The organism is Bradyrhizobium sp. 197 (genome assembly GCF_023073375.1).
In the GTDB taxonomy this organism is placed as follows: Bacteria; Pseudomonadota; Alphaproteobacteria; order Rhizobiales; family Xanthobacteraceae; genus Bradyrhizobium.
This window is the reverse complement of record NZ_JADPJJ010000055.1, coordinates 97716-111101: the sequence shown is the minus strand read 5'-3', so window position 1 is coordinate 111101 and position 13386 is coordinate 97716. Positions and strand designations below refer to the sequence as shown.

General features: G+C 63.2%; 9 protein-coding genes and 1 pseudogene. 8 read left to right on the top strand and 2 right to left on the bottom strand.

Features of this window, described 5'->3' with window-relative positions; all coding sequences use genetic code 11:
- Nucleotides 1-30: 30 nt before the first annotated feature.
- The 4 genes from IVB27_RS11885 (at nt 31) to IVB27_RS11870 (ending at nt 4190) form a co-directional block, all read left to right on the top strand.
- Nucleotides 31-828, top strand: coding sequence for an enoyl-CoA hydratase/isomerase family protein (locus IVB27_RS11885; RefSeq protein ID WP_247443746.1), 798 nt, complete (start codon nt 31-33; stop codon nt 826-828).
- Between the two features lie 141 nt (nt 829-969).
- Nucleotides 970-1956, top strand: a complete 987-nt coding sequence (locus IVB27_RS11880) for a Bug family tripartite tricarboxylate transporter substrate binding protein (RefSeq protein WP_247443744.1) — start codon at nt 970-972, stop codon at nt 1954-1956.
- A 161-nt stretch (nt 1957-2117) separates the two neighbouring features.
- Complete coding sequence (locus tag IVB27_RS11875; RefSeq protein ID WP_247443742.1) at nt 2118-2660, top strand: tripartite tricarboxylate transporter TctB family protein; 543 nt, start codon at nt 2118-2120, stop codon at nt 2658-2660.
- A 12-nt stretch (nt 2661-2672) separates the two neighbouring features.
- The gene (locus IVB27_RS11870; RefSeq protein ID WP_247443740.1) at nt 2673-4190 is read left to right on the top strand and encodes a tripartite tricarboxylate transporter permease; all 1518 of its coding nucleotides are present in this window, start codon (nt 2673-2675) and stop codon (nt 4188-4190) included.
- Nucleotides 4191-4390: 200 nt separating this feature from the next.
- Here the strand turns inward: IVB27_RS11870 and IVB27_RS11865 are convergent, their stop codons facing one another.
- Complete coding sequence (locus tag IVB27_RS11865) at nt 4391-5584, bottom strand: CaiB/BaiF CoA transferase family protein (protein WP_247443738.1); 1194 nt, start codon at nt 5582-5584, stop codon at nt 4391-4393.
- A gap of 138 nt (nt 5585-5722) precedes the next feature.
- Nucleotides 5723-6037 (bottom strand): hypothetical protein, encoded by a 315-nt coding sequence (locus IVB27_RS11860; RefSeq protein WP_247443736.1) that lies wholly within the window; start codon nt 6035-6037, stop codon nt 5723-5725.
- 197 nt (nt 6038-6234) lie between these two features.
- Here IVB27_RS11860 and IVB27_RS11855 point away from each other — a divergent pair, with 197 nt between their 5' ends.
- The 4 genes and pseudogenes from IVB27_RS11855 (at nt 6235) to asnB (ending at nt 13386) form a co-directional block, all read left to right on the top strand.
- Nucleotides 6235-9342: a M10 family metallopeptidase gene (locus IVB27_RS11855; RefSeq protein ID WP_247443735.1), complete on the top strand. Its 3108-nt coding sequence runs from the start codon at nt 6235-6237 to the stop codon at nt 9340-9342.
- Nucleotides 9343-9505: 163 nt separating this feature from the next.
- Nucleotides 9506-9637: pseudogene (locus tag IVB27_RS11850) on the top strand (GspMb/PilO family protein); the annotation flags it as partial.
- A gap of 353 nt (nt 9638-9990) precedes the next feature.
- Nucleotides 9991-11544 carry a lipopolysaccharide biosynthesis protein gene (locus IVB27_RS11845; protein ID WP_247443733.1) on the top strand — a complete coding sequence of 518 codons (1554 nt, stop codon included), beginning with the start codon at nt 9991-9993 and terminating at the stop codon, nt 11542-11544.
- 3 nt (nt 11545-11547) lie between these two features.
- Nucleotides 11548-13386, top strand: coding sequence for an asparagine synthase (glutamine-hydrolyzing) (gene asnB, locus IVB27_RS11840; RefSeq protein WP_247443731.1), 1839 nt, complete (start codon nt 11548-11550; stop codon nt 13384-13386).

Sequence of the window (13386 nt, the reverse complement as noted above, 5' to 3'; positions counted from 1 at the left end):
GAACTAGCTTAGAAAAGAAGTGAGCGCGCGATGAACGCACCGACGACTGCCAACGAAGACCTGCTTTACTCCGTCACGGACGGCATCGCGCGGATCACTTTCAACCGTCCGCAGGCGCGCAACGCACTGACCTTCGCCATGTACGAGCGCATGGCGGAGATCTGCCTGGAGATCAACGCCGATCGCTCGATCAAGGCACTGATCCTGACCGGCGCCGGCGACAAGGCGTTTGCCTCCGGCACCGACATTTCTCAGTTCCGTGCGTTCAAAACCGCGCAGGATGCGCTCGACTATGAGGCTCGCATCGACCGCGTGCTCGGCACGCTCGAGCAGTGCCGCGTGCCCGTGATCGCGGCGATCGCGGGGGCCTGCACCGGCGGCGGTGCCGGAATTGCGGCCTGCTGTGACCTTCGCATCGGGACTGAAGCGACACGCATCGGCTTTCCGATCGCGCGCACGCTCGGCAACTGCCTGTCGATGTCCAATATCAGCCGCGTCGTCTCGCTGGTCGGCCCCGCCCGCACCAAGGATATGATCTTCAAGGCGCGCCTGGTCGAGGCGCCGGAAGCGCTCGCGCTCGGCCTGCTCACCGAAATCGTGCCCGATGTCGAGACGCTCCAGCGCCGTGCCGACGAGACCGCCAAGCTTGTGGCGAGCCACGCCCCGCTCACGCTGGAAGCGACCAAGGAGGCGGTGCGCCGCATCCGCCGCACGCTGTCGCGCGAAGAGGGCGAGGATCTGATCCTCAAGGCCTATATGAGCGAAGATTTCCGCGAGGGAATGGACGCCTTCCTCAACAAGCGCACGCCCAACTGGAAGGGCAAGTAGCGTATCTCCGGCTTGGGCCTCGTCAGCCGAAAGTCATAGGCGGCGGGATGCCCGCCTGCTTGAACTCGCTGGCTTTAGTCCGCACAATGTGCCGATAAATTACTGACAAACAAAGCCAACAATAACCAGGGGGCGAAACTCGTGCGAATTCTAGTGAAAGCTGTCGGGGTCGCAGCGGCGCTAACGTTGAGCGCGCCGGCCTTTGCCGGCTGGGAGCCGACCAAGCCGGTCGAGATCGTGGTGGCGGCGGGCGCGGGCGGCGCCTCCGATCAGATGGCGCGGATGATGCAGGCCGCGATCCAGAAGAACAATCTGATGAAGCAGCCGATCGTGGTCTCGCTCAAGGGCGGCGCGTCAGGTGCGGAAGCGCTGATGTACATGAAGTCCAGCGAGGCCGATCCCAACAAGGTGCTGATCGCCTATTCGCTGATCTACATGCTGCCGCTGTCGGCGAAGATTCCGTTCAACTGGCGTGAGCTGACCCCGGTCTCGGTGATCGCGCTCGACCAGTTCGTCCTATGGGACAACAGCTCGGGTCCCAAGACGGTGAAGGAGTTCGTCGCCGCCGCGAAGGCTGCGAGCGCCCCGTTCAAGATGGGCGGCACCGGCTCCAAGCGCGAGGATCACGTGCTGACGGTGTTTCTCGAGCAGAAGACCGGCGCGAAATTCTCCTATCTGCCTTACAAGTCCGGTGGCGAGGCCGCGACCCAGCTGGTCGGCAACCACACCGAATCCAACGTCAACAACCCGTCCGAAAATCTCGAAGTCTGGCGCGCGGGCCAGGTGCGTCCGCTCTGCGTGTTCGACAAGGAGCGCATCTCCTACACCAGCAAAGTGACGGACACGCAGTCCTGGGCCGACATCCCGACCTGCAAGGAGGAGGGCGTCGACGTCCAGTATCTGATGCTGCGCGCGACGTTCCTGCCCGGTAAGGTCACGGCTGAGCAGCAGGCGTTCTATGTCGACCTGTTCCACAAGGTGACGCAGACCGCCGAATACAAGGACTACATGGAAAAGCAGGCGTTGAAGCCGATCTTCCTCACCGGCAAGGACATGGTGCAATTCCTCGAAGAGGACGATGCAGTCAACAAGTCGCTGATGACGGAAGCCGGATTCGTCGCGAAGTAGCTTTGGTTTCTCCCTCTCCCCGCTTGAGGGGAGAGGGTCGGAGTGAGGGGCTCTCTCCGCGAGTCCAATCCTCACCGTCATCGCGGAGACTCCCCCTCACCCCAACCCTCTCCCCGCAAGCGGGGAGAGGGGGAATTGAACTACTCGGTCCCCAACGGCTCATGTCCCAAACCGATCTTGAAATCGTCGTCGACGATCCGACCGCGCCCGAAGACGACTCGCCTTCCGTCGTCTCCTCCGGCACGGTCGAGATATTCGTCTGTCTCCTGTTGCTCGCGCTGGCTGCCACGCTCGGCTACGACAATTGGCGCACCGGCGCCTCCTGGGATTCGACCGGGCCGGAGCCTGGCTATTTCCCGTTCTATCTCTCCGTCATTCTCGGCGGCAGCAGCCTCTACGGCCTGATCGTGGCTCTCGTCGCGCACCGCAAGGCGGCTGAGACCTTCGTCACGCGCGCGCAGGCCCGCCGTGTGATGGCGGTGTTCGTGCCGACGCTGCTGTTCTGCCTGACGACGCAGTTTCTCGGCCTCTATGTCGCGAGCTTCCTGCTGATCGCGGGCTTCATGCGCCTCGTCGGCAAGATCGCGCTGTGGAAGTCGCTGCTCACCGCTGTCGTGTTCACGGCGATCATGTTCCTCACCTTCGACATCGCCTTCGACGTCATCATGCCGAAAGGGCCGCTCGAAGCGGCCTTCGGCTACTAGGCGGGGCCTGCGATGGAAGCTTTCGGTCTCTTGCTTCACGGCTTCGCCGTCCTGCTGACGTGGAAGACGCTCGCGCTGATGATGGTCGGGCTGGTGCTCGGCATCTTCGTCGGCGTGTTGCCCGGGCTCGGCGGACCCAACGGCGTCGCGATCCTGCTGCCGCTCACCTTCACGATGGATCCGACCTCGGCGATCGTGATGCTGTCCTGCATCTACTGGGGCGCGCTGTTCGGCGGCGCGATCACCTCGATCCTGTTCAACATCCCCGGCGAGGCCTGGTCGGTCGCGACCACGTTCGACGGGTATCCGATGGCGCAGCAGGGCAGGGCAGCGGAGGCACTGACCGCGGCGTTCACGTCCTCTTTCATCGGCTCGCTGGTCGCTGTGCTGCTGATCACTTTCCTCGCCCCGATGATCTCGTCCTTTGCGTTGAAGTTCGGCCCGCCCGAGTTCTTCGCTGTTTATCTGCTGACCTTCTGCTCCTTCGTCGGATTGGGCCGCGAGGCCAAGCACAAGACTGTCATCTCGATGTCGTTGGGGCTCCTGCTCGCGGGCGTCGGAATGGATACCGTGTCGGGGCAGCTGCGCATGACCTTCGGTTCGTCCGAGCTTTTGCGCGGCATCAACTTCCTGGTCGCCGTCATCGGCCTGTTCGGCATCAGCGAGATCCTGCTGACGATGGAGGAGCGCCTCGCGCTGCGCGGACACGCAGCGAGCATTTCGCTGCGCGTCGTGCTGAGTGTGTGGAAGGACCTGCCGAAATACTGGGTGACGCTGCTGCGCTCCTCCGTCATCGGCTGCTGGCTCGGCATTACCCCGGGCGGCGCGATCGCGGCCTCCTTCATGGGCTACAATCTGGCAAAGCGCTTCGCCAAGGATCCCGAGAGCTTTGGCAAGGGCCGCATCGAGGGCGTGTTCGCGCCGGAAACGGCGGCGCATGCCTCCGGCACCGCGGCCCTCTTGCCGATGCTGGCGCTCGGAATTCCCGGCTCCGGCACCGCGGCGATCCTGCTCGGCGGGTTGATGGTGTGGGGGCTCAATCCCGGCCCGCTGCTGTTCGTCGAGCACAAGGATTTCGTCTGGGGCCTGATCGCCTCGATGTATCTCGGCAATGTCGTCGGCCTCGTGCTGGTGCTGACGACGGTGCCGATCTTCGCCTCGATCCTGCGCGTGCCGTTCGCCGCGGTGGCGCCGATGATCGTGGTGTCCTGTGCGATCGGCGCCTATGCGATCCAGAACGCCATGTTCGACATCTGGCTGATGCTCGGCTTCGGTGTCGTCGGCTACGTCTTCAAGAAGATCGGCATTCCCTTGGCGCCGTTCACGCTCACGCTCGTGCTCGGCAACCGCGCGGAGGATGCCTTCCGCCTGTCGATGATCGGCTCCGGCGGCGACCTCAAGGTGTTCTGGTCGAACGGCCTGGTCGGCTCGATCACGACGCTCGCGATCGTGCTGCTGTTCTGGCCTATCATTGATAGGCTTCTGACACGCATTGGAGGGATGCAACGGGGCAAAGCCAGGTCACTTTGACGTCTATCACTCAAAACATCCCGGACAAGTTCGGACCTTCCGCAGCGGATCGTTCGCCGGCACACGTTTATCCGGCGCGATGTACGAAAACAGGCCGCGCTGATCCGTAAACCTGCCGCGCATGATCGTCTCCGCCGATTCGAGATGATAAAGTGAATCATCAAGTCCCCTCCCTGGCGAGGGGTTTTTTCAGCAGACTGTTAGACGACTTTCGCCTCCCTTAAACGAGCTACTTCCTCCTTGTTGAAGCCGAACTCCTTCAGCACTTCGTCGGTCTGCTCGCCGAACTCCGGCGGCCGCGCCACCATCCTGCTCGGCGTGCGCGACAGCGTCACGGGCTGGCCGACGAGGCGGATGTCGCGATCCTCGTCGTTCGGCACCTCCTGCGCGATGCCGAGATGCTTGACCTGCGCGTCTTCGAACATCTGGTCGATGGCGTAGATCGGCCCGCAGGGCACGCCGGCCTCGTTGAGTTCACTGACCCAGGTCTCGGTGGACTTCGTCAAGGTACGCTTCTCGATCTCGGCATTGAGTGCGTCGCGGTTCTTGGAGCGGGCTGGCGCGGTCACATAGTCGGGGTGGCTGTAGAGTTCCGGCGCGCCGATCGCCTGCGCGCAGCGCTCCCAGATCCGGCCACCCGTCGTGGCGATGTTGATGTAGCCGTCCGAGGTCCTGAACACGCCCGTCGGGATGCTGGTCGGGTGATTGTTGCCGGCCTGTTTTGCCACGTCTTTTTCCATCAGCCAGCGCGCGGCCTGGAAGTCGAGCATGAAGATCTGGGCTTGCAGCAAAGAAGTCTGTACCCACTGGCCCTTGCCCGAGACCTCGCGCTCCAGCAGCGCGGTGAGGATGCCCATGGCGCAGAACAGGCCCGCGGTGAGGTCGGCGACGGGAATGCCGACCCGCATCGGGCCTTCGCCCGGCGCGCCGGTGATCGACATCAGCCCGCCCATGCCTTGCGCGATCTGATCGAAGCCCGGCCGCTTGTGGTAGGGCCCGTCCTGGCCGAAGCCGGAGATGCTGCCATAGACGATGCGCGGGTTGATCTCGCGCAGGCTCTCATAGTCGATGCCGAGCTTCTTCTTCACGTCGGGACGGAAATTCTCCACCACGACGTCGGCCTTGGCGGCGAGGCGCTTGAACACGGCAAGCCCACGCTCGTCCTTCAGGTTCAGCGTCATCGCCCGCTTGTTGCGATGCAGATTCTGGAAATCGGAGCCCCGCCGCGGCCCGCCCGGCTGTTCGCCGCCGGAATCCTCGGTCAGCGCGTCGATCTTGATCACGCTGGCGCCCCAGTCCGCGAGCTGCCGCACGCAGGTGGGCCCGGACCGGACGCGGGTCAGATCGAGTACGGTGAAGCGCGACAAGGCTTCGGAGGCATGCGGAAAGGGCATCTTGAAAGGCTCCGGGAAAGATTGCGGGCCTACCATAGTGCCGAAAGACCATGCGGCAAGACATCACGCGGCAGGTCTGGGCCGCGCGGATGCCGCCTGTCGAAATGCAATGCCTGAGGGGGCACGGCGCGCGAAGGATCAGCGCGCCAGCTGCTTCAGCTCGGCACGCGCCTGCTCGGCCAGGGGATCGTCACCGTGACGCGCGATGAAGAGCTCGAACGCCTCCCGTGTACCCTGCCGGCGGGCGGCTTCGTACTCCTCCGCTACCGCAGCCGAGGGGTCGCGGGCCATTGGAACGGAGGGGGCGCGTCCCGCTGTGCCGCCTTGCTTGCCACTCTCATCCGCGCTGGCTTTCCCGACCATGACAGGCAGTCCTCCGAAGGGTAGATGGTCCGGCCCGGCGAGCGCCACCAGGGCGCCGAACAGACCGGCCGAGAGTGGACGTAGTTTCATGATTTCACTCGCAACACAGGTGGGCGGAACCGACATCCTTTGCCCTGGCCCGTGTGACTACGGGATTTGATGGCTAACACGGCCTTATGGAAGGAGTCCGGACCGGCTCGCCAAAATTAAGCCAAACGTTTAACTCTCAAGCTAGAATCACCTGTCGCGCCCCGAATCGAGCGGGGTTTGCTGCTTCGGAGATTCCCTTGGCCAGCGCCGTCAACGTCAGTGCAACCAACAACGCCGAAATCGACGGCCTGCTGTCGGGCTACAAATGGTCCGGCACGATCACCTACAGCTTTCCGGACGCTGCAAGCGACTACTCCAGTCCTTACTCCGGCGGCAGCAGTGAGCCGACGACGTCGGGTTTTGCCGCGGCGCCGAGTCAGATGCAGGCGGCGATCAATTACGCGATCGGGCTGATCCTCGGCTACACCAACGCCAACATCCAGTACGCGGGGACGAACGGTGCCGACATCATGGTCGCGCAGTCGCCGGCGGCCAATCCGACATCCTACGCCTATTACCCCGGAAACTACGCGGCCGGCGGCGACGTGTGGTTCGGAGGCGCCTACAACTATTCGCTGGCTGCGCTCGGCAATTACTATTTCACGACGGCGTTGCACGAGCTCGGACACGCCCTTGGCCTGAAGCATAGTCAGGAAACGGGCGGCGTCGCCAACGTCGCGGTGCCGAGCGCGCATGACGACAGCGAATACACCGTCATGAGCTATCGCAGCTATGTCGGTGCTTCGACGACGAGCGGCTACACCAACGAAGCCTATGGATATCCGCAGACCTATATGGCCAACGATATTCTCGCGCTGCAGACGATGTACGGCGCGGACTACACCACCCAGGCCGGAGCCACCGTCTATACCTGGAGCTCCAGCACCGGGCAGGAGTTCATCAACGGCGTTGGCCAGCCGGCCGACAATGGCGGTGCCGGTGGCTCGGCCAATCGCATCTACCAGACTATCTGGGATGGTGGCGGCGTCGATACCTACGACCTGTCGAACTACACGACGAACCTGAGCATCAATCTCAATCCAGGTGCGTCGTCCGTGTTCTCGTCGGTTCAACTGGCCAATCTCGGAAACGGCCATTACGCGTCGGGCAACGTGTACAATTCCTATCTCTACAACAACGACGGGCGTTCGCTGATCGACAACGCCATCGGCGGCTCCGGCAACGACACGATCATCGGCAACGTCATCGCCAACATCCTGAACGGCGGCTCGGGCAACGATACGATCACCGGCGGCGGCGGCAACGACACCATCACTGGCGGCTCGGGCACGGATACGGCGGTGTATTCGGGCAGCAAGGCGAATTACGCGATAACCTATAATGCGGTCACGCAGACCTTTACTGTGGTTGATCAACGGTCCGGTTCTCCGGACGGCACCGACACGGTTACCGGCGCGGAGTCGTTCCAGTTTGCCGACAGTCTAGCGGCAAGCTCCACCCTGACGGGGCCGGCTCAGCCCGATCTGTCCGAGTACGTAGCGGTGAGCCAGAGCACAGTTCCGGCCGGAGGCAACCTGACAGTCGACGCCTACAACATGAATCTTGGCGACGCGGTATCGGGACCGACAACCGCCAAAATCTATCTCTCCACCGACGCGACGATCACGACATCGGATACAGTGCTCGCGACGGTGTCGACCTCGATGACGCTGGCCACTGTCAGCCAGCCAGGCTACTACGATCATCAGGCGATCATGGTCGCGCTGCCGGGCAATCTGGCGCCCGGCACCTACTACATCGGCGGTATCGCCGACTACAACAACCAGATCAGCGAACGCAACGAAACCAACAACACCTATAACGTGGTGCAGATCACGGTGACGGCGGCGGGCCATCCTGACCTGTCCGAATATGTGGCCGTGGACAAGACGACCGTTGCCGCCGGCGGTGGTCTGAGCCTAGACGCCTACAATATGAATCTCGGCAACGCCGTGGCAGGCCCCACGACGGCTGGAATCTACATCTCCACCGACGCGACGATCACGACGTCGGACACGCTGCTCACGACCCTGGCGACATCGTCGACGCTGGCAACCGTCAGTCTGCCCGGCTACCACGACCAGCAGACGGTGACGGTGACGCTGCCCGGCAATCTGGCGGCTGGCACCTATTACGTCGGCGGCATTTCCGACTACAACAATAACCTGACCGAGAGCAACGAGACCAACAACACCTACAACGTGGTGCAGGTCACGGTAACGGCGCCGCAGCAGCCCGACCTGTCTGAATACGTGGCTGTGAACAAGACGACCGTTGCCGCCGGGAGCAGTCTGACGGTCGACGCCTACAACATGAATCTCGGCAACGGAGTTGACGCGACCCCGACGACTGCGGGAATTTATCTCTCGAGCGATGCGACGATCACGACGTCGGATACGCTGCTCACGACCCTGGCGACATCGTCGACGCTGGCAACCGTCACTCTGTCCGGCTACCATGACCAGCAGACGGTGACGGTGACGCTGCCCGGCAATCTGGCGGCTGGCACCTATTACGTCGGCGGCATTTCCGACTACAACAATAACCTGACCGAGAGCAACGAGACCAACAACACCTACAACGTGGTGCAGGTCACGGTAACGGCGCCGCAGCAGCCCGACCTGTCCGAATATGTGGCTGTGAACAAGACGGCTGCTTCGGCCGGGGACAGTTTGACGGTCGATGCCTACAACATGAACCTCGGCAACGCGGTGGCGTCGTCTCCGACCACCGCTGGCATCTATATCTCGACTGACGCGACGATCACGACGTCGGACGCGCTGCTCACGACAATTTCGACATCGTCGACGCTGGCCACGATCAGCCAGCCCGGCTACTACGATCACCAGATGGCCACGGTGACGCTGCCGGGCAGTCTGGCGCCGGGAACCTACTACATCGGCGGCATCGCCGATTACAACAATCAGCTCACCGAAAGCAGCGAAAGCAACAACACCTACAATGTCGTGCAGATTGCCGTGACTGCTGCGAGCAGTCCGGCAATATCGCAAGCGCCGACCGCTTCGCTGTCGCTGGCGCAGACAACGACGAATGGAGACGCTGGCACGGGCGGCGCTCTGCTTGCTGGACGTACGAATGTTCAAGACAATTTCGCGCTGTCACATACCGACAACGCGCAAGCAGTCGGCGGGCTGCACTGGGCGGATGATGCCCAACTCGCGCAGCTCGTTTCAGTGTTGGCGTCCAGGGCCCAGCAACTGACGGACGTGACGGATGCTCATTTCGTGTTCGACAACCTGTCCGAGATGGCGCAGCACCATGTCGGCGATTTTCACCTGATCTGATCGAGAGGAGTTTTCACTGCAGCTCTGGATTCTCTAGTGTCCGTACACTAGTCTGGCGACCCAGGCCGGTGAGCGGGTGAGATGAAGCCCCTTGATCGGGGGCTTCGCCCGACGGTTTTGCGGGATGCGAAGCTCGACGCGACCAGGACTTTGGGTGTTGCCAGGCGCGCAGACCAGGGATGGTTTCGTCGGCCTCGTCGTCAGCTGCGAGCTGGAACAGCCCGCGCTACAGAAGCTCCTCTACGATCTCGAAGCCGGCATGCCGTTCCTGTTCATCGACCAGCTCGAGACGCGGCCGCTCCCGCGGGCTCGCCCGCGGATGCCGGCAGCACCCCGATGATGCCGGGCCCGGCTGATCCGGCCCTCTCGCCTTCCGTGTCGCGCTCCACGCCGAAGAATGGCGAGTCGGACGGGCTTTGAGCGTGCCTTTCCGAGGTCGCCCCGCAGACGCCCGTAATCTGTCCCGGCGAGCCTCGGATTGAGCCCTGAAAGAACGTTGGAACGGGTCGAGCCCAGCCCGGCTGTTTGCGGTCCCCGCCGGCTATCGACATTCCCTTTACTGACTGCTAGCCCGAATTCGCGATGCCTAGGGGGAACCCTGATCGGCGCGGGGCAAGGGCTTGGTGAGGTGATGGCCGGGTGGCTGACATGACGTTGAGAAAAACACCGCCCGATCTGCTGGGGAATTCGGCGTGGAATGCGATGGCCTTTCTGGTGGCCGTGGTGCTGAACCTGGCCATCCTGCCTTTCGTGATCACTCACCTCGGCCTCGCTGCATTCGGCGTCGCGGGACTTGTCACCGCATGCATTGCGCCAGCACTGGTGTTCAGCAACGCGCTCGGCCTGTCGACCTCGCGCGAACTTGCACAGCGACTGGAGCCATCCGACCGCGACGATGCGCGACGCCTGTTCGCGACCGCGGTCATGCTCGCGGTCGGTGCGGGCGGACCGATCGTCATTTTCCTTCTGGTTGCCGGAGCTCCGCTTGCGCGTCTCGGATTTCATCTGGCCGGTCCGGCCGCCGACGATCTCGGACTGGCCTTCGCGCTGGCCGGTATCGGCTGGTTGTGCCAGTGTGTATCGGCGGTCTTCATTTCGTTGTTCACCGCACGGCAAGACTATCGCCGGATCGCCTCGATCGGCATCGTCAGCACCGTGGTTTCGACTCTTTCGATGCTCCTCCTGATCCCCGCCGCGCCGCACGCATCGACATTCCTAGGTTGCCAGGCGCTCGGATTGGCAATAGGCCTGCTGCTGGCCCTGGCTTGGTCTAGCGGCCAAATGCGCAAGTGGCTGGCTCCTCCAGCATTGCATCGCGAGGCGCTCGGCAGGCTGGTTCGGTTCGGCGGATGGCAAGTTGCCGCACAGGGCGGTGCGCTGCTTGCGGGGCAGGCCGATCGATATCTGCTTGGCGCGCTGCTGCAACCGCAGTTCGTCGGTTTCTATGGCGTTGCGCAGCGCCTGCAGGAGGCGACCTATATCGGTATCCTGAAGGTCGGAGAGATCCTGTTTCCCTTCTTCAGCACGCTGCAAGGGGAGAGCGAGGACCGTAAGGTCGATCTGCTGTTCCGATCGTCGTGGATCCTCAACGTTTTGGCCGCAAGCGCGCTCGGCGGATTGATCCCCGTGGCGGGCTCGCTGCTGCATGTCTGGACCGGCGCCGAGGTCGCAGCGGAGGCCGCACGGGTTCTCGTCGTCCTGTCGATTGCCGGGATCCTCGGATCGAGCGCGAACGTCTTCGGCTTTTACTTGCTCGCGAACGGGCGGTCGCGCTCCAACGCGCTCATCGCCCTGATCACGGGTGTCGTCACACTCGTGACCAGCGCGATCGCATTGCCACGCTTTGGATGGCAGGCCGCAGGCTGGAGCGCATGCGCCGGAATGATCGCGCAGATGGCGACCATTGTCTTCCTGTTGCGCCGGAGTTTTGACCTTGCCGGCATGTGGTCGCGCATCGTGCATTGCGTGCTGATGCCGCTCGGCATCGGAATCGCGTCGGCGCTGGCCGTGCGATACGGTCTCGACCACGCGCCACTCCAGCTCGCGCCCTCCTGGTGGTCGGTGGGAGCCGTCTCGTCGCTGACGGCCGCGACCATCTTCGTGATCGCAGTTGCCGCGTCGCAATTGGGCCCGTATCGAAGGGCCTCTTGGCAAGACATTCGTTCGATCGTCAATCGCATCTTGCCCCTCAAGGCTGTCTAGGACATGTGCGGAATCGCAGGCATCGTAAATCTGGGTGGCGACGCGGTCGAACCGGCCGACATCTCGCGGCTGACCAGCCTGATCGCGCATCGCGGTCCGTTCGGCGAGGGGACCTGGTTCAACGCGGACCGAAGCCTCGCATTCGGCCACCGCCGCCTGGCCATCATCGATCCCGGCGAAGGCGGCTATCAGCCCATGCTGTCTGCGGACGGCCGCCATGTGATCGTGTTCAACGGCGAGATTTACAACTTCCTCGAGCTTCGCCGCGAGCTCGAGGCGCAGGGCGCGGTGTTCCGCAGCCAATCCGACACCGAAGTGATCCTGGCCGCCTGGCAGGCCTGGCGGGAAGACATGCTGCCCCGCTTCAACGGCATGTGGGCCTTGGCGATCTTCGACACCAGCACCCGCGAACTGTTTCTTGCGCGCGACCGCTTCGGCATCAAGCCGCTGCTCTATGCCGCGTCGCCGGAACGATTCATCTTCGCCTCCGAGCAGCGGGCGCTGGTGCGGAGCGGACTGATCGATGCCTCCGTTGACGTGGAAGTCGCACGCCGGCTGCTGCTCGATGCCTTCGGGATCGAAGGAAGCGAGCGGACCCTGTTTCGGCAGGTTCGCCGCCTGCAGGGCGGCCATTGCATGTGGCTGCGCCAGGGCAAGGTCAGCGTCAAGCGTTGGTGGCGGACCGTGGATCATCTGCCGCCCGTGCCGGCCACCGAAGCCGAACGTGTCGCGCGTTTTCGCGAGCTGTTCCAGGATGCCGTGGCGCTGCGCATGCGCAGCGACGTGTCGATCGGAACATGCCTGTCCGGTGGTTTCGATTCGTCGGCGGTGATTTGCGCCATGGCGGCGCACGAGAAAGATGGCATGGGGCCGCGCGACAGCACGGCATGGCGTCACGCCTTTGTCGCGACGTTTCCCGGCGCCTTGAACGACGAGAGGCCGATGGCTGAGGAGGCCGCCGCCTGGGCCAATGTCGCGCCTACTTTTCTCGAAATCGGACAGGCCGATGCACTGACGGACCTCGATCGGATTCTCGACGATCTCGATGACGTCTACATCGCGCTGCCCAGCGCCATATGGCTGCTCTATCGGCAATTGACCCACAACAACGTGACGGTGTCACTCGACGGCCACGGGGCGGACGAGCTGATGGGCGGCTATTTGCAGGAAGGACAAGCGCGCGCATTTCAAATACGGAACGCGGCAGAGGACCTCGCGTCCCGTTCGAAACTGGCCCGGCGCTGTGTGGATGTGCTGCGTGCGTTGGCTCTGAAGCGCAAGGGCGTGTATTTTCTGCGCGGTGGCCTGCGCAATCTTCCCGCCCCGCTCCCGCTGATAGCGGAGGACGATGTGCTGCCGCGTGAATGGGGTGGCTTGAACAAGCGCCTCTATCGAATGTTTCACAGCACGGTGCTGCCCACCATCCTGCGCAACTTCGACCGCCTTTCGATGGCGCACGGCGTCGAAGTCCGCATGCCCTTCATGGATTGGCGGCTGGTGACCTACACGATGGCGCTTCCCGAGAGTAGCAAGTCGTCCGACGGCTATACCAAGGCTGTTGCCCGGCGGGCGATGGCCAATTTGATGCCGGAGTCCATTCGCACCGCGCGTCGCAAGGTCGGCTTCAATTCACCGATGCCGGAATGGTTGAACGGACCGCTGGCCGGCTGGACGGCCGACCTGCTGGATAGGAACGTGCCGGCGTTTGCCGAACTGGTGGATGAAGCGGCTCTGCGCGCGGCCGTCAGCCGCTTGACGGCGTCGAAGTCCTGGGATTGGGAGTCGGTCGGGCGGATCTGGCCGTATCTGAATATGAAATGGATGTTGGCGAGGTACGTATAA